Source organism: Geodermatophilus sp. SYSU D00814 (genome assembly GCF_054050055.1).
This window is the reverse complement of the sequence record NZ_JBJGYP010000009.1, coordinates 1-16,001: the sequence shown is the minus strand read 5'-3', so window position 1 is coordinate 16,001 and position 16,001 is coordinate 1. Positions and strand designations below refer to the sequence as shown.

Sequence of the window (16,001 nt, the reverse complement as noted above, 5' to 3'; positions counted from 1 at the left end):
CGGCGCGGGCCCCTGACGAGGGCCGTTCCAGCAGCTCACCACGGCCAGGAGTTGCGACGGCGGAGGGCGACCGCGCCGCCGACCACCCCACCGGTCAGGGCGGCCGCGGCGACCGTCGGGACGCCGATGCGCGCCGCCTTGCGGCCGGTGCGGAAGTCGCGGACGGTCCACCCGCGCGAGCGGGCGACGGCGCGCAGCTCGGTGTCGGGGTTGACGGCGATCGACGTGCCGGTGAGGGACAGCATCGGCAGGTCGTTGGCCGAGTCGCTGTAGGCGGTGCAGCGCGACAGGTCCAGCCCCTCGCGCTCGGCCAGCGCCCGGACCGCCTCGGCCTTCGCCTCCCCGTGCATGAGCTCCCCGACCAGCCGCCCGGTGTAGCGGCCGTCGACGACCTCGGCCACGGTGCCCAGCGCCCCGGTCAGCCCCAGCCGGTGGGCGATGATCCGGGCCAGCTCCACCGGGGTCGCGGTGACCAGCCACACCCGCTGCCCGGCGTCGAGGTGCTGCTGGGCGAGGTTGCGGGTGCCCGACCAGATCCGGTCGGCCATGAGCTCGTCGTAGATCTCCTCGCCGGCCTGCGTGATCTCCTCGACCTCGCGGCCGGCGACGAAGGCGAGCGCGTTCTCGCGGATGTTGTGCATGTCGCCGGCGCTCTCGTTGCCGGCGACGCGGAACTTGGCCTGCTGCCAGGCGAACCGCGCGATGTCGCGGGAGCTCAGGTACTTGCGGGAGGCCAGGCCGCGGGCGAACCAGAACAGCGAGGCGCCCATCATCATCGTGTTGTCGACGTCGAAGAACGCGGCGGCGGTGCGGTCGGCGACGACGACCGGCACCGGCTCGACCTCGGCGGCCGCGGCCGACGCCAGACCCGCGACGTGCGCGCGGATCTCCTCCTCCGACGGCGCCCCGGCGTCCTCGCCCCGACGACGCCGGAACGGCAGTCCCGGCACGGGCACCCCCCTGGTCGCAGTGGCCCGCCGCGCGGGCGGCCCGCCCGACCCTATCCGCACCCGTGCGGGGGAGACCGCCGGTCGCGGGTGCTGCGGGCCGGCAGCCGCGGTGACAGCATCGCGGGGACCCGCCCACCTGCCAGGAGGTGCCCGTGACAGGGCCCGATCCGGACTCCGGAGCCGGGGCCGCGGCCCCGACGGGGCTCGCTGCGCTGGTGCGCGCCGCGGCCGTCGGCCGCCCCGACGCCCCGGCCGTGGTCGACGGCGGCACCCGGCTCACCTGGGCCGAGCTCGACGCCCTCGTCGACCGGACCGCGGCCGGCCTGGCCGCGCGCGGCCTCACCCGCGGGGACCGGGTGGCCGTGCAGCTGCCCAACGGCGTCGACTGGCTGCGCGCGGCGCTCGGCGCGCTGCGCGCCGGCCTGGTCGTGGTCCCCGTCAACACCGCCTACACCGACCCCGAGCTCGAGCACGTGCTGCGCGACTCCGGCGCGGCGCTGCTCGTGGCGGCCGCCGCCCGGGAGCCGCTGGCCGGGGTGCCCGTCGTGGCCGGCCCACCCGAGGCCGACGGCCCGCCACCCCCGGACGACGACGACCCCGCCGCGCCGGCCCTCCTCGCCTACACCAGCGGCACCACCGGCCGGCCCCGCGGCGCGATCCTCACCGCCGGCGCCCTGCGGGCCAACCAGCGGCAGTGCCTGGCGCTGGACCCGCCGCCGGTGCGCCCCGACGACCGCGTGCTGGTGGTCCTGCCGCTGTTCCACGTCTACGGCCTCAACGCCGGCTTCGGCCTGGTCGCGGCCACCGGGGCCTGCGCGGTGCTCGTGCCGGCCTTCGACCCGCGCGCCACGCTCGCCGTCGTGGAGCGCGAGCGGGTCACCGCCGTCCCCGGCGCGCCGCCGCTGTACCAGGCCTGGCTCGCCGTCGCCGACGCCGAGGGCGGTGACGCCGGCCTGCGCCGCGCCCTCGCCTCGGTGCGCACCGCCTCCTCCGGGGCCGCGCCGCTGCCGGAGGCGACCTGGCGGGCGGTGCGCGACCGTGCCGGCCTGCAGGTCTGGGAGGGCTACGGCCTCACCGAGGCCGGTCCCGTCGTGGCCAGCACGCTGGCCACCGGCCGGGCCAAGCCGGCGTGCATCGGCGGCCCGCTGCCCGGCGTCGAGGTGGCGCTGCGAGAGACCGGCGACGGTGGCGGCGGGGACGCCGGCGAGGGGCCGGGGGAGCTGTGGGTGCGCGGCCCCAACCTCTTCTCCGGCTTCTGGCCCGACGGCGCGGACGGGCCGGACGCCGACGGCTGGCTGGCCACCGGCGACCTCGCGTACCGCGACGCCGACGGCGACCTGCACCTGCTCGACCGCCGCAGCGACCTCGTGCTGGTCAACGGCTTCAACGTCTACCCGGCGGAGGTGGAGCGGGTCCTCGACGCCCACCCCGCCGTCGCCGAGAGCGCGGTCATCGGCGTGCCCGACCCGCGCACCGGCGCCGCCGTCGTCGCCGTCGTGGTGCCCGCCCCGGGCGCGGAGGTGGACACCGCGGAGCTGCGCACGCACGCCGCCGCGTCGCTGGCCCGCTACAAGGTGCCCTCGTCGGTGGTGGTCCGGCCGGCGCTGCCGCACTCGCTGACCGGCAAGGTGAGCCGGGCGCGGCTGCGCGAGCTCGGCCTGACCCTCGACGGGGCCGGACCGGCGGAGGTGTCCGGTGGCTGAGCCGGCGCCGCGGCTGGAGCTGCTCACCCGCGCCGGCTGCCACCTGTGCGTCGCAGCGGCCGAGACGCTGGCGCGGCTAGCCGCGGAGGCCGGCGTCGCCAGCCGTGAGGTCGACGTCGACGCCGACCCGGAGCTGCAGGCCGAGTACGGCGACCGGGTGCCGGTGGTGCTGCTCGACGGCCGCGAGCACTCCTACTTCACCGTCGACGTGCCCCGCCTGCGCCGCGACCTCGGCACCGGCTGATCCACCCGGCGACCGGCTGGAACGGCCCCGCGTCAGGGGCCCGCGCCGAGCCGGCGAGGCGTGGGGGACGCGGGGTCCTCGTATGGTGTCGGCCACAGCGGCGCGCATCCGCGCAGGCCCGGGCCCCGTCGGGCTGCCTGCGACTTTGTTCGCGCGTTCACAAGCGGTTACCGTGGGGGTCACCGGGCGGCCGACCGCCCGGATCCCCGATGTCGCCCGCCCTCCTCGGCTCCCGCCGTCGCCCGGGCGCGACCGCTGTGGAGTAGGCCCGTGATGCAGTCGCGGCCCCGGATCCCGGAGGCCACCGTCGCCCGGCTGGCCGTGTACCTGCGGGTGCTCGGCGGCCTCGCCGACACCGGTCGCGGCACCGTCTCCTCCGGCGAGCTGGCCTCGGCGGCCGGCGTCAACCCGGCCGGCCTGCGCAAGGACCTCTCCCACCTCGGCCCCTGCGGCACCCGCGGCGTCGGCTACGAGGTCGCCACCCTGCGCGACCGCATCGCGACCGTGCTCGGCATGGAGACCGCCCACGCGTGCGTCCTGGTCGGTATCGGCAACCTCGGCGCGGCACTGGCCGGCTACGGCGGGTTCGGCACCCGCGGCTTCGAGTTCGTCGGCCTCTTCGACGCCTCCCCGGCCCGGGTGGGCCAGCGGATCGGCGGCCTGCCGGTGCGGCCGGAGACCGAGCTCGAGGAGGTCGTGACCGCCACCGGGGCGACGATCGGGGTCATCGCGACCCCCGCCGAGGTGGCCCAGGGCGTCGCCGACCGGCTCACCGCCGCCGGGGTGAGGAGCATCTTGAACTTCGCGCCGGTCACGCTCACCGCGCCGGCGGGGGTCGACGTCCGCCAGGTCGACCTCTCCGTCGAGCTGCAGGTCCTGGCCTTCCTCGACAAGCAGCGCGGCGCCGTCCCCGGCGCCCCGCTGGAGGCCCTCGCCCCCGCCGGGGGGATGGCATGAGCCTGCTCGCCGTCGGCATCAGCCACCGCACCGCGCCCGTCGCGCTGCTCGAGCAGTTCGCCATGACCCGCGACGACCAGGTCAAGGCGCTGCACGAGCTCGTCGGGAACGACCACGTCAGCGAGGCGCTGGTCCTGGCCACCTGCAACCGGGTCGAGGTCTTCGCCGAGGTCGACCGCTTCCACGGCGGCGTCGCCGAGGTCAGCCGCGTGCTGGCCCGCCAGTCCGGGGCCGGCGTCGAGGAGCTCACCCCCTACGTGACCGTGCACTACGAGGACCAGGCCGTCGCCCACCTGTTCACCGTGGCCGCGGGCCTGGACTCGATGGTCGTCGGCGAGACCCAGGTGCTCGGCCAGCTGCGCGCGGCCTACGCCCTCGCGCAGGAGGAGGGCACCGTCGGCCGGTCGCTGCACCCGGTCGCCCAGCACGCCCTGCGGGTGGGCAAGCGCATCCACTCCGAGACCGGCATCGACCGCGCCGGCGCCTCGCTGGTCACCGTCTCGCTCGACCACGCCGAGGACCGCGTCGGCCCGCTCGCCGGCCGCCCGGCCCTCGTCGTCGGCGCCGGCTCCATGGGCGCGCTCGCCGCCAGCACGCTGTCGCGCCGCGGCGCGCTGGTCACCGTCGCCAGCCGCTCCCCGGAGTCCGCGGCCCGCCTGGCCGCCGCCGTCGACGGCGGCACCGCCGAGATGGCCGAGCTGCGCTCGGCGATCGCCGACGCCGACGTCGTGGTCACCTGCACCGGCGCCGCCGGCCTGGTCGTGGGCACCGACGTCGTCGCCGCGGCGATGACCGGCCGCGCCGGGCGCCCGCTGGCCGTCGTCGACCTCGCGCTGCCCCGCGACGTCGACCCCGGCGTGGCGGCGCTGCCCGGCGTGCACGTCGTCGACCTCGCGCTGCTGCAGGGGGAGCGGTCGGCCACCGGGGGCACCGGGCCGGTCGCCGCCGACGACGTCGACGCCGCGCACGCGCTCATCGAGGCCGAGACCGCGCTGCTGCGCGCCGAGCGGCAGGCCGCCGCCGTCGCGCCCACCGTCTCCGCGCTGCGCAGCCAGGCCGCCGAGGTCGTCGACGCCGAGCTGCTGCGCCTGGCCGCCCGGCTGCCCGACCTCGACGCCCGCGCCCGCAACGAGATCGCCCGCACCGTGCGCCGCGTCGTCGACAAGCTGCTGCACGAGCCGACCGTGCGGGTCAAGGAGCTGGCCAGCACCCCCGGCGGCGTCGACTACGCCGACGCCCTGCGCGCGCTGTTCGGCCTGGGCCTGGACGCCGAGGTGCCCGCCGACGGCCCGCGGCTGGCCGAGGCCGTCGCCGTCGACCCCGACGAGCTGCGCCCCGGGGGTGCCCCGTGACCCCCCGGACCAGCGCGCAGACCACCGCGACGCTGCGGCTGGGCACCCGGGCCAGCCGCCTGGCCCGCACCCAGTCGCAGACCGTCGCCGACGCGCTCACCGCCGCCAGCGGCGTGCCGGTCGAGCTGGTGCACATCAGCACCGAGGGCGACCGCTCCGCCGCGGCGATCGCGCAGCTCGGCGGCACCGGCGTGTTCGTCACCGCGATCCGCCAGGCGCTGCTCGAGGGCACCGTCGACGTCGCGGTGCACAGCTACAAGGACCTGCCCACCGCGCCCGAGCCCGGCCTGGTGATCGCCGCCGTCCCGCCGCGGGAGGACCCGCGCGACGCGCTGGTCGCCCGCGACCGGCTCACCCTCGGCGAGCTGCCGCCCGGCGCCCGCGTGGGCACCGGCGCGCCGCGCCGCGTCGCGCAGCTGCGCGCCCTCGGCCTGGGCCTGGAGGTCGTGCCGATCCGCGGCAACGTCGACACCCGCATGGCGCGCGTGGTCCCCGGCGACCTCGACGCCGTCGTCCTCGCCCGCGCGGGCCTGGCCCGGCTGGGCCGGCTCGACGTGGTCACCGAGGTGCTCGACCCGCTGCAGGTGCTGCCCGCGCCCGCCCAGGGCGCGCTGGCCGTCGAGTGCCGCGCCGACGACGAGCGCACCCTGAAGCTGCTGGCCGCGCTCGACGACCCCGGCACCCGCGCCGCCGTGCTCGCCGAGCGGACCACGCTGGCCGCGCTGGAGGCCGGGTGCAGCGCCCCGGTCGCCGCGCACGCCGAGCTCGCCGAGGGCGAGGACGGCCCCGAGCTGTACCTGCGTGCCTCGGTCACCGCGCTCGACGGCAGCGACGGCGTCCGCGGCGTGGTGACCGGCCCGGTCGGCGACGCCGAACGACTCGGCCGCGAGCTCGCCGCCGACCTGCTCGACCGCGGCGCCGCCGCGCTCGTGGCGGCCGCCCGGTGACCCGCCGGGCCCCCACCCAGACCCCGCACACGCCCTCCCGAGGGCCTCGACACCCGCAAAGGACCAGGAGCTCGCGATGACGCGCTTCCGCAAGACCCCCGGCCGCGTCGTCTTCGTCGGCGCCGGCCCCGGCGACCCCGGCATGCTCACCGCCCGGGCCACGGCCGCACTGGCCGAGGCCACGGTCGTGCTCGTCGACCCGGACGTCCCCGCCGCCCTCGTCGACGCCGTCCGCGACGGCCGCCCGGAGGTCGACCCGACCCCGGTCAGCGGCGAGCCGGCCGACGTCGCCAAGGGCGCCGTCGCCGCCGCCAAGAACGGCGACGTCGTCGTCCGGCTGGTCGCCGGTGACCCCTACACCGCCGAGCACGCCGTCAAGGAGGTGCTCGCCGTCGGCCGCACCTCGGTGCCCTTCGACGTGGTCCCCGGCGTCGCGCCGTCGACCGCCGTCCCGGCGTTCGCCGGCGTCGCCCTCGGCGGCACCTCGCTGACCGCCGACCTGCGCGACGGCGACGTCGACCTGCCGGCCCTCGCCGGCGCAGCTGCGACGCTCGGCGCCCCCGTGGTGCTGCAGGCCGGCGCCGAGCAGCTCCCCGACGCCGCCGCGCGGCTGGTCGAGGGCGGGCTGTCCGGCAGCACCCCGGTCGTGGTGACCGCGGGCGGCTCGGGCACCGGGCAGAAGAGCGTCGTCGCCAAGCTGGGCGCCGTCGCCGAGAAGACCGCCGACCTCGGCGGCCTCACCGGTGCGGTCGTGGCCACCGTGGGCTCGGCCGTCGACAAGCGCGGCAAGCTCTCCTGGTGGGAGAGCCGGCCGCTGTTCGGCTGGCGGGTGCTGGTGCCCCGCACCAAGGACCAGGCCGGCGAGATGAGCGAGCGGCTGCGGGCCTACGGCGCGGTGCCGGTCGAGGTGCCGACCATCGCCGTCGAGCCGCCGCGCAGCGCCGCCCAGATGGACCGCGCGATCAAGGGTCTGGTCACCGGCCGCTACGGCTGGATCGTGTTCACCTCGGCCAACGCCGTGCGCGCCGTCCGGGAGAAGTTCGCCGAGCTGGGCCTGGACGCGCGGGCCTTCGCCGGCGTCAAGGTCGCCTGCGTCGGCGAGCAGACCGCCGACGCGGTGCGCGCCTTCGGCATCGTGCCCGAGCTGGTGCCCACCGGGGCGCAGTCCAGCGAGGGCCTGCTGGCCGACTTCCCCGAGTACGACGACGTCCTCGACCCGATCAACCGGGTGCTGCTGCCGCGCGCCGACATCGCCACCGAGACCCTCGCCGCGGGCCTGGTCGAGCGCGGCTGGGAGATCGACGACGTCACCGCCTACCGCACCGTGCGGGCCGCGCCGCCGCCGGCGCCGGTGCGCGAGGCGATCAAGGGCGGCGGGTTCGACGCGGTGTGCTTCACCTCGTCGAGCACCGTCCGCAACCTGGTCGGCATCGCCGGCAAGCCGCACGCCAAGACCGTCGTCGCGGTGATCGGCCCGGCCACCGCCGCCACCGCCCAGGAGTTCGGGCTGCGGGTCGACGTGCAGCCCGAGACGGCCGCCGTCGCCCCGCTGGTCGACGCGCTGGCCGCGTTCGCCGAGGCCCGGCGCGCCGAGGCCGGGCAGTGAGCCCGGCGCAGGGCGGGTCGAGCCCGGGCTTCGCGCGCGGGCGCCGGCTGCGGTCGACGCCCGCCCTGCGCCGGCTCACCGCGCAGACGCGGGTGGCCCCGGCCGACCTCGTGCTGCCGGTGTTCGTCAAGGAGGGCATCGACGAGCCGGTGCCCATCGGCTCGATGCCCGGCGTCGTGCAGCACACGCTGGACTCGCTGCGCAAGGCCGCGCACGAGGCGGCCGAGGCCGGCATCGGCGGGCTGATCCTGTTCGGCGTCCCGGCCGAGAAGGACGAGATCGGCTCGCAGGCCGACGCCGCCGACGGGGTCGTCAACGTCGCGCTGCGCCGGCTGCGCGAGGACCTCGGCGACGAGCTGGTGCTCCTCGCCGACCTGTGCCTGTGCGAGTACACCTCGCACGGGCACTGCGGGCTGGTGACGCCGGCCGGCGTCGTCGACAACGACCCGACGCTGGACCGCTACGCCGCGGTGGCGATCGCGCAGGCCCAGGCCGGCGCCCACGTCATCGCCCCCAGCGGGATGATGGACGGGCAGGTCGCGGCGATCCGCCGGGCCCTGGACTCCAGCGCGTTCACCGAGACGCCGATCCTCGCCTACGCCGCCAAGTACGCCTCGGGCTTCTACGGCCCGTTCCGCGAGGCGGCCGAGGGCGCGCCCCAGTTCGGGGACCGCTCGACCTACCAGATGGACCCGCCCAACGCCGACGAGGCGCTGCGCGAGGTGGCCCAGGACCTCGCCGAGGGCGCCGACGCCGTCATGGTCAAGCCGGCGCTGCCCTACCTCGACGTCGTGGTGCGGGTCGCCGACGCCGTCGACGTCCCGGTCAGCGCCTACCAGGTCAGCGGCGAGTACGCGATGGTCGAGGCGGCCGCCCGCAACGGCTGGATCGACCGCGAGCGCGCCATCCTGGAGACCCTCACCGCCATCCGCCGCGCCGGCGCCGGCCAGGTGCTCACCTACTGGGCGGTCGAGGCCGCGCGCCTGCTGCGCCGGTGAGCTACGTCGAGCCCGGCGGCAGCCGGCGGCCGGTCTGGCTTGCCGCCGCCGCGCTCGCCGTCCTCGGCCTGCTCGACGGCCTGCTGCCCGGCCCGGGCCTGCCGGTGCCGGTCTGGGCGCTCACGGTGGTGGTCGTCCTCGGCGTCGCCGCCGCGCTGTGCTCGGTCGCCCGCCGCGCGTGGACGGTGCGCGTCGGGGGCCGGGGACCGGACAGCGCGCTGACCGTGGGCCGCGAGCGGGTGCCGCTGGCCGACGTCGACGCCGCCCACCTGCGCGCCGTGCGCGAGGGGACGGCGGGCGTGGACGCCGGCGCCCCGGTGCTCGGCGGCGGCTGGTCGCTGCCGCGCGGGCGCACCGGGCTGCCGCTGCGGCTGACCGACGGGCGCACCGTCCTGGTGCCGACCCGCGACCCCGCCGCGCTGACCGGGGCGCTGCTCGCCGCCGTGCCCGCCGCCGTGCCGGCGAGTGGCACGTCACAGGCCGCCGACCCCGACGCGCCCGACGGGCGGTCCCGGGACAGGGGGACACTGGGGCCGTGACCTCGCTGGACACCACCCGGTACGACTACGCGGCACCGGTCTCCGCCGGCCTGTTCGACCGCGCGAAGCGCGTCACCCCGGGCGGGGTCAACTCGCCGGTGCGCGCCTTCCGCGCCGTCGGCGGCACCCCGCGGTTCATGGCGCAGGGCTCCGGCCCGTGGCTCACCGACGCCGACGGCCGCCGCTACGTGGACCTGGTGGCCTCGTGGGGGCCGATGATCCTCGGCCACGCCCACCCGGCCGTGGTCGAGGCGGTCACCGCCGCCGCCCGCCGCGGGTTCTCCTTCGGCACCCCCACCGAGGGCGAGCTGGACCTGGCCGAGGAGATCGCCGCCCGCGTCGCCCCCGTCGAGCGGGTGCGCCTGGTGAACTCCGGCACCGAGGCGGTGCTCTCGGCGGTGCGGCTGGCCCGCGGCGCCACCGGCCGCCGGATCGTCGTCAAGTTCGCCGGGTGCTACCACGGCCACGTCGACGCGCTGCTGGCCTCCGCCGGCTCGGGCGTGGCCACCCTGGGCCTGCCCGACACCCCCGGCGTCACCACCGGCGCCGCCGCCGACACGATCGTGCTGCCGTACAACGACGTCGCCGCCGTCGAGGCCGTCTTCGCCGAGCACGGTCCGGACATCGCGGTCGTGGTCAGCGAGGCCGCCCCGGGCAACATGGGCGTCGTCCCGCCGCTGGACGGCTTCAACGCGCAGCTGCGCCGCATCACCGCCGAGCACGGCGCGCTGCTGCTGCTCGACGAGGTCATGACCGGCTTCCGGGTGTCCCGCTCGGGCTGGTACGGCCTGGACCCCGTCGACGCCGACCTGTTCACCTTCGGCAAGGTCATGGGCGGCGGGCTGCCGGCCGCGGCCTTCGGCGGGCGCGCCGACCTCATGGAGCAGCTCGCGCCCAACGGCCCCGTCTACCAGGCCGGCACGCTGGCGGGGAACCCCGTCGCCGTCGCCGCCGGGCTCACCACGCTGCGGCACTGCACCGACGACGTCTACGCCCGCTGCGACCGGGTGGCGGTCACCCTGCGCGGCGCCACCAGCGCGGCGCTGTTCGCCGCCGGCGTGCCGCACCGGGTGCAGCAGGCCGGGTCGATGTTCTCGGTCTTCTTCGTGCCCGACGAGCGCCGGGTGCGCGACTACGACGACGCCCGCACCCAGGACACCGCTGCCCACCGCGCGTTCTTCCACGAGATGCTCGCCCGCGGCGTCTACCTGCCGCCGTCGGCGTTCGAGTCGTGGTTCGTCAACGCCGCGCTCGACGACGAGGCGCTCGAGCGGGTGCTCGACGCGCTGCCCGCCGCCGCCCGCGCGGCCGCGGCCGCCGACCGCGCCGACGCCCCGTCCGACGCCGACGCCAAGGACGCCCAGGAGCTGCAGCCCTGATGGAGACCACCGTCGTCCACCTGCTGCGCCACGGCGAGGTGCACAACCCCGACGGGGTGCTCTACGGCCGGCTGCCCGGCTACCGGCTCTCGACCGCCGGGGAGACCATGGCGCAGCGGGCCGCCGAGTGGCTCACCGGCCGCGGCGTCACCCTCCTGGTGTCCAGCCCGCTCGAGCGCGCCCGGCAGACCGCCGCGCCCGTCGCCGAGGCGCTGGACCTGCCCGTCGACGTCGACGAGCGGCTGATCGAGGCGGGCAACGCCTTCGAGGGCCTGCGGGTCGCCGGCGGGCGCGGGGTGTTCCGGTCGCCGGCGAACTGGTGGCGGCTGCGCAACCCGGTGCGGCCCTCGTGGGGCGAGCCGTACGTCGAGATCGCCGCCCGGATGCTCGCCGCCGTCGAGGCCGCCCGCGACGCCGCCCGCGGGTCGGCCGCCGTCTGCGTCAGCCACCAGCTGCCGATCTGGACCCTGCGGCTGCACCTGGAGGGCCGCCGCTACACCCACGACCCGCGCCGCCGGCAGTGCGGGCTGGCCAGCGTCACGTCGGTGACCTACGAGGGCGACAAGGTCGCGCGCATCGACTACGCCGAGCCCGCCGGCGCCACCGACCCCGACGCGGTCCCCGGGGCATGAGGCGCCTGCTGCCCGCCGCAGCTGCGGCGCTCGCCCTCCTCACCGGCTGCACGACCGGCGAGGGCCGGGCCGACGTCACCAACGGCGGCGAGTACCGCTTCGTCGCCGCGACCCCGGCCGGTGAGGTCATCCCGGCCGCCGAGCGGGCGGCGGCCCCCGACTTCGGCGGCACGCTGCTCGGCGGCGGGGACTGGACCTCCGAGGAGCTCGCCGGGCAGGTCGCCGTCCTGAACTTCTGGGGCTCGTGGTGCCCGCCCTGCCGGGTGGAGACCCCGGAGTTCCAGGAGGTCTACACCGAGGTCCGCGACGAGGGCGTGGCCTTCCTCGGGCTCAACGTCAAGGAGGCCGACGAGCAGTTCGCGCAGGCCTTCGTCGACAGCCAGGGCATCGAGTTCCCCTCGCTCTACGACCCCGCCGGCGAGGTCGCGCTCGCCTTCCGGGACTACCCCGCGACCGCGATCCCGTCCACGATCGTCCTGGACCGCGACGGCCGGGTGGCCGCCGTCTACACCGGGGCGGTCGCGCAGGACGACCTGCGCGCCGTGCTCGACGCGCTGCTCGGGGAGGGCTGAGGTGGGGCAGGAGTTCGCCGCGCTGGTCACCGACGGCCCGCTGCTGGTGGCCGCCGCCGTGGCCGCGCTGGTCGGGCTGGTCAGCTTCGCCTCGCCGTGCGTGCTCCCGCTGGTGCCCGGCTACCTGTCCTACGTCACCGGGCTGGTGGGCAGCGGCACCCGCGCCCCGTCCCCGGCCCCCGCGGGCACGGGAGCCACGGCCACCGCCGTGCGCACCGACGAGCGCTCGCCCCGCGGGCGGATGGTGCTCGGCGCGCTGCTGTTCGTCCTCGGCTTCACCGCCGTCTTCGTCGCCGTGGGCACCGCGTTCGGCGGGCTGGGCCGGCTGCTCGTGCAGTACGACGACGTCATCACCCGCGTCATGGGCGTCGTCGTCATCGTCGTCGGCCTGGCGTTCCTCGGGAAGCTGCCGTTCCTGCAGCGCACCGCGCGGCTGTCGGTGCGCCCCGCCGCGGGCCTGGCCGGCGCGCCGCTGCTCGGCGTGGTCTTCGGGCTGGGCTGGACGCCGTGCCTCGGCCCCACGCTGTCGGCGGTCTACTCGCTGGCCTACACCGAGGCGACCGCCGGCCGCGGCGCGCTGCTGTCGGTCGCCTACTGCCTGGGCCTGGGCGTGCCGTTCGTGCTGGTCGCCCTCGGCGCCCGCTGGGCGGTCGGGGCGACGGCGTTCCTGCGCCGGCACGCCCGCGCCGTCACCCGCTTCGGCGGCGCGGTGCTCGTGGTCGTCGGGCTGCTGCTGGTCACCGGCGCGTGGACGGAGATGATGGGCTGGCTGCGCTCCTGGCTGGCCGTCACCGGGCTGGGGGAGTCCGCACTGTGACCGAGCTCGCGAGGTCACACGGGTGCAGAGCACGGCTGGGTGCAGCTCCGGCGAGCGCCAGCGAGGAGGGGCTGTGACCACGACCGCCCCGCCGCGGCCCGAGGCCGCGCCGACCCCGCCGACGCCTCCCGCGCGTCCCTCCGCCGCCCGCCGCCTGGGCGCCTTCGCGCTGCGCCAGTGGCGCCGGCTGACCGCCATGCGCACGGCGATCGTGCTGCTGTTCCTGCTCGCGCTCGCCGCCATCCCCGGCTCGCTGCTGCCGCAGCGGTCGCTGTCGCAGAGCGCGGTGGGGCAGTACTTCGCCGACCACCCCACGCTCGCGCCGGTGCTCGACCGGCTCTACCTCTTCGACGTCTTCAGCTCGCCGTGGTTCGCCGCGGTCTACCTGCTGCTGTTCGTCTCGCTCATCGGCTGCGTGCTGCCCCGCGCGCTCGAGCACGCCCGGGCGCTGCGCACCCCGCCGCCGCCGGCCCCGCGCCGGCTGACCCGGCTGCCCGACGCCGCGCAGCTGCCCACGCCGCTGCCGCCCGCCGCCGCGCTCGACGCCGTCGAGGAGGAGCTGCGGGTGCGCCGCTTCCGCGTCGTGCGCCGCGAGCGCGAGGGGGTCGCCGAGCTGTCGGCCGAGAAGGGGCTGCTCAAGGAGACCGGCAACCTGGTGTTCCACCTGGCGCTGGTCGCCCTGCTGCTCGGGCTGGCCGGCGGCAAGCTGTGGGGCTACGAGGGCAGCATCCTGGTCACCGAGGGCCAGCGGTTCTGCAACGCGTTCCAGCAGTACGACACCTACTCCGCCGGTGCGATGGTCGACAGCGGGGACCTCTCCCCGCTGTGCGTCGGCCTCGAGGACTTCCGCGCCGAGTACGAGCAGGACCTCACCGCCGCGTCGTTCACCGCCGACGTCACCTACGGCGCCCCCGGCGAGGAGGGCCGGCCGACGACGATCGGCGTCAACGACCCGCTGCGCGTCGACGGCGACCGCGTGTACGTGACCGGCCACGGCTTCAGCCCGCGGTTCACCGTGACGCTGCCCGACGGCACCACCTTCGACGACGTCTCCGCGCCGTTCCTGCCCACCGAGCAGTCGACGATGGCCAGCGAGGGCGCGCTCAAGCTCCCCGACCTCGGCGCCGGCGCCGACGACCAGCTCGCGCTGCAGGGCTTCTTCGCGCCCACCGGCCTGGTGCAGGCCGGGGTCCTCACCTCGATCGACCCCCGCCCCCTGGCGCCGCAGGTCGCCGTCGTGGCCTTCCGCGGCTACCTCGGGCTGGACTCCGGGCTGCCGCAGTCGGTGTACTCCCTCGACGCCTCGCAGATCGAGCGCGGCCGGCTGGCCGAGGTCGGCCGGGCCAACCTGTCGGTCGGGGAGTCGATGACGCTGCCCGACGGCACGACGGTGGCCTTCACCGGCTACTCGGAGTTCGCCGCGGTGCAGGTCTCCCACGACCCCGGCCAGCTGTGGGTGCTCGGCGCCGCGGTCGCGGTGCTGGCCGGCCTGCTCGGCATGCTGCTGCTGCGCCGCGAGCGCGTCTTCGCCCGCGCCGCCGCCGGTCCCGGCGGCGGTACCGTGCTGGACGTCGGTGCGCTCACCCGCGGCAGCGGCGACGGCGCGCCGCGGTTCGCGGCCCTCACCGACGACCTGCGGGCGGTCCTCGCCGCCCGTGCCCCGACCCGCACCCCGCCGTCCGACGGGGCCGCACCGCAGACCGGAGGCGCACGCGCGTGAGTGCCGACCAGCTGTCCGCCCTGTCGGACACCCTGTTCTCGACCAGCGTCGGTCTCTACTCGCTGGCCGTCGTCGCGTTCTGCGCGCAGCTGGCCTTCGGCCGCCGTCCGGCCCGGGAGCACGAGCTCGTCGGCGCGGCCGCGTCCGGCACGACCACGACCGGCGCCCCCGCCGGCCCGTCCCGCCCCGACGCGCCGCCCGCCGACCCTCCGGCGGTGCGCCGCTGGGGCCGGGTGGCGGTGCTGCTCACCGCCGTCGGCGCGCTCACCCACGCCGGCGTCCTCGTCGCCCGCGGGCTGGCCACCGACCGGCTGCCCTGGGGCAACATGTACGAGTTCGCCACCGCGGTGGTGCTGGTCGCCGTCGTGGCCTACCTGGTGTTCGCGGTGCGCTCGCCGGGCCTGCGGCACCTGGGCCTGTTCGTGCTGGGCCCGGTGGTGCTCAGCATGGTGGCGATCGGGCTGTTCCTCTACGTCCAGAGCGGCCCGCTGGTGGCCGCCCTGCGCTCGAGCTGGCTGGCCGTGCACGTGTCCACGGCGATCCTCGGCTTCGGCATCTTCTTCGTCAGCGGCATCGCCAGCGTCCTGTACCTGGTCCGCTCGCGGTACGAGGCCCGGGGCGGCGCCGCCGACGGCGGGGTGCTCGGCCGGCTGCCGTCGGCGGCCACGCTGGACCGGGTCGCGCACCGCACGGCGGTCTTCGGCTTCCCGATCTGGACCTTCGCCGTCATCGCCGGCGCCATCTGGGCCGAGAGCGCCTGGGGCCGCTTCTGGGGGTGGGACCCCAAGGAGACGTGGGCCTTCATCGCCTGGGTCGTCTACGCCGCCTACCTGCACGCCCGCACCACGGCCGGCTGGCGCGGCCGCCCGGCGGCGTGGGTCAACGTGGTCGGCCTCGGCGTCATGGTGTTCAACCTGCTGTACGTGAACATGGTCTCCACCGGGCTGCACAGCTACGGCGGGGTCAACTGAATCGCGTCCCACCCGCCCCAGCACGCCACTCCCGTCCCTCGCGAGGGGGAGACGTCCGCCGCACGCGGCGCCCGCGTGCTCCACTTGTCGCCATGACCGCTCGCACGGGGGGATCGCGCTCGGAGGTCCGCTGTGGGTAGGCACGCTGCGGCCGACGACGCCGGCACCGACCCCATCGTCGCCGCGGCGCTCGCCCGCCACGGGACGGCACCCGGCACCCGGCACGCCTCCGCCAGCGACGTCGCCACCGACGGCGGCGGCGACGAGGGCACCGAGAGCGGCCTGGGCTGGCCGGGGGACACCACCACCGGCGGTGGGCTGGGCTGGCCCGGCTCGCTCGACGAGGCCCGCGAGACCGCCCGCATGGACGCCGTCCCCTCGGTGCCCGGAGCCCCCGACGGCGCACCCGCCGTCGAGGACGCCGCGCCCGGTGAGGACCCCGGGCAGCGCACCCGGCGCGGCTGGCGGCGGATGTTCGGCGGCACCGCCGCCTGACACCTGCACCACGCCAGACCCGTGGGGGGGGGGGGGGGGGGGGGGGGGGGGGGGGGGGGGGGGGGGGGGGGGGGGGGGGGGGGGGGGGGGGGGGGGGGGGGGGGGGGGGGGGGGGGGGG

General features: G+C 77.3%; 16 protein-coding genes. 15 read left to right on the top strand and 1 reads right to left on the bottom strand.

The genetic code is table 11. From position 1 onward, the window contains the following. Positions 1–35: 35 nt before the first annotated feature. Positions 36–950 (bottom strand): HAD family hydrolase, encoded by a 915-nt coding sequence (locus ACI780_RS08550; protein WP_456869301.1) that lies wholly within the window; start codon positions 948–950, stop codon positions 36–38. A gap of 152 nt (positions 951–1,102) precedes the next feature. On the opposite strand from ACI780_RS08550, the gene ACI780_RS08545 reads away from it, so the two are divergent. The 15 genes from ACI780_RS08545 to ACI780_RS08475 all read left to right on the top strand — a co-directional run bounded on the left by ACI780_RS08545 (position 1,103) and on the right by ACI780_RS08475 (position 15,882). After that, entirely contained in the window at positions 1,103–2,653 is a 1,551-nt protein-coding gene (locus ACI780_RS08545) for a class I adenylate-forming enzyme family protein (protein WP_456869300.1), read from the top strand. Next, a complete protein-coding gene (locus ACI780_RS08540; protein WP_457002185.1) occupies positions 2,646–2,897 on the top strand; it encodes a glutaredoxin family protein in 252 nt (83 codons plus the stop codon). The genes ACI780_RS08545 and ACI780_RS08540 overlap by 8 nt, the downstream gene beginning before the upstream one ends. A gap of 273 nt (positions 2,898–3,170) precedes the next feature. Beyond that, positions 3,171–3,854, top strand: a complete 684-nt coding sequence (locus tag ACI780_RS08535; RefSeq protein ID WP_456869298.1) for a redox-sensing transcriptional repressor Rex — start codon at positions 3,171–3,173, stop codon at positions 3,852–3,854. Then, positions 3,851–5,206 (top strand): glutamyl-tRNA reductase, encoded by a 1,356-nt coding sequence (locus ACI780_RS08530; RefSeq protein ID WP_456869297.1) that lies wholly within the window; start codon positions 3,851–3,853, stop codon positions 5,204–5,206. Before ACI780_RS08535 ends, ACI780_RS08530 begins: the two co-directional genes overlap by 4 nt. Next, on the top strand, positions 5,203–6,153 hold the full coding sequence (hemC, locus tag ACI780_RS08525) for a hydroxymethylbilane synthase (RefSeq protein WP_457002182.1): 951 nt from the start codon (positions 5,203–5,205) through the stop codon (positions 6,151–6,153). Before ACI780_RS08530 ends, hemC begins: the two co-directional genes overlap by 4 nt. 76 nt (positions 6,154–6,229) lie before the next feature. Continuing rightward, positions 6,230–7,759: a uroporphyrinogen-III synthase gene (locus tag ACI780_RS08520; RefSeq protein WP_456869295.1), complete on the top strand. Its 1,530-nt coding sequence runs from the start codon at positions 6,230–6,232 to the stop codon at positions 7,757–7,759. Further along, the gene (gene hemB / locus ACI780_RS08515; RefSeq protein WP_457002180.1) at positions 7,756–8,757 is read left to right on the top strand and encodes a porphobilinogen synthase; all 1,002 of its coding nucleotides are present in this window, start codon (positions 7,756–7,758) and stop codon (positions 8,755–8,757) included. The genes ACI780_RS08520 and hemB overlap by 4 nt, the downstream gene beginning before the upstream one ends. Further along, a complete protein-coding gene (locus ACI780_RS08510; protein ID WP_457002178.1) occupies positions 8,754–9,296 on the top strand; it encodes a hypothetical protein in 543 nt (180 codons plus the stop codon). Before hemB ends, ACI780_RS08510 begins: the two co-directional genes overlap by 4 nt. Next, positions 9,293–10,675, top strand: coding sequence for a glutamate-1-semialdehyde 2,1-aminomutase (gene hemL / locus ACI780_RS08505; protein ID WP_457002176.1), 1,383 nt, complete (start codon positions 9,293–9,295; stop codon positions 10,673–10,675). Before ACI780_RS08510 ends, hemL begins: the two co-directional genes overlap by 4 nt. Then, complete coding sequence (locus ACI780_RS08500) at positions 10,675–11,307, top strand: histidine phosphatase family protein (RefSeq protein WP_456869291.1); 633 nt, start codon at positions 10,675–10,677, stop codon at positions 11,305–11,307. Before hemL ends, ACI780_RS08500 begins: the two co-directional genes overlap by 1 nt. Continuing rightward, positions 11,304–11,879: a TlpA family protein disulfide reductase gene (locus tag ACI780_RS08495; RefSeq protein WP_456869290.1), complete on the top strand. Its 576-nt coding sequence runs from the start codon at positions 11,304–11,306 to the stop codon at positions 11,877–11,879. Before ACI780_RS08500 ends, ACI780_RS08495 begins: the two co-directional genes overlap by 4 nt. A gap of 1 nt (position 11,880) precedes the next feature. Then, the gene (locus tag ACI780_RS08490; RefSeq protein ID WP_457002173.1) at positions 11,881–12,696 is read left to right on the top strand and encodes a cytochrome c biogenesis CcdA family protein; all 816 of its coding nucleotides are present in this window, start codon (positions 11,881–11,883) and stop codon (positions 12,694–12,696) included. A gap of 73 nt (positions 12,697–12,769) precedes the next feature. Further along, complete coding sequence (gene resB, locus ACI780_RS08485) at positions 12,770–14,416, top strand: cytochrome c biogenesis protein ResB (protein ID WP_457002171.1); 1,647 nt, start codon at positions 12,770–12,772, stop codon at positions 14,414–14,416. Then, entirely contained in the window at positions 14,413–15,387 is a 975-nt protein-coding gene (gene ccsB, locus ACI780_RS08480) for a c-type cytochrome biogenesis protein CcsB (RefSeq protein WP_457002169.1), read from the top strand. The genes resB and ccsB overlap by 4 nt, the downstream gene beginning before the upstream one ends. 132 nt (positions 15,388–15,519) lie before the next feature. Next, the gene (locus ACI780_RS08475; RefSeq protein WP_457002167.1) at positions 15,520–15,882 is read left to right on the top strand and encodes a hypothetical protein; all 363 of its coding nucleotides are present in this window, start codon (positions 15,520–15,522) and stop codon (positions 15,880–15,882) included. The last annotated feature ends 119 nt before the right edge of the window (positions 15,883–16,001 follow it).

Excerpts from the sequence above, each read along its gene's own strand:
- ACI780_RS08535 (WP_456869298.1), top strand. The coding sequence starts at position 3,171 with ATGCAGTCGCGGCCCCGGATCCCGGAGGCCACCGTCGCCCGGCTGGCC.
- ACI780_RS08530 (WP_456869297.1), top strand. The coding sequence starts at position 3,851 with ATGAGCCTGCTCGCCGTCGGCATCAGCCACCGCACCGCGCCCGTCGCG.
- ACI780_RS08520 (WP_456869295.1), top strand. The coding sequence starts at position 6,230 with ATGACGCGCTTCCGCAAGACCCCCGGCCGCGTCGTCTTCGTCGGCGCC.
- ACI780_RS08500 (WP_456869291.1), top strand. The coding sequence starts at position 10,675 with ATGGAGACCACCGTCGTCCACCTGCTGCGCCACGGCGAGGTGCACAAC.
- ACI780_RS08495 (WP_456869290.1), top strand. The coding sequence starts at position 11,304 with ATGAGGCGCCTGCTGCCCGCCGCAGCTGCGGCGCTCGCCCTCCTCACC.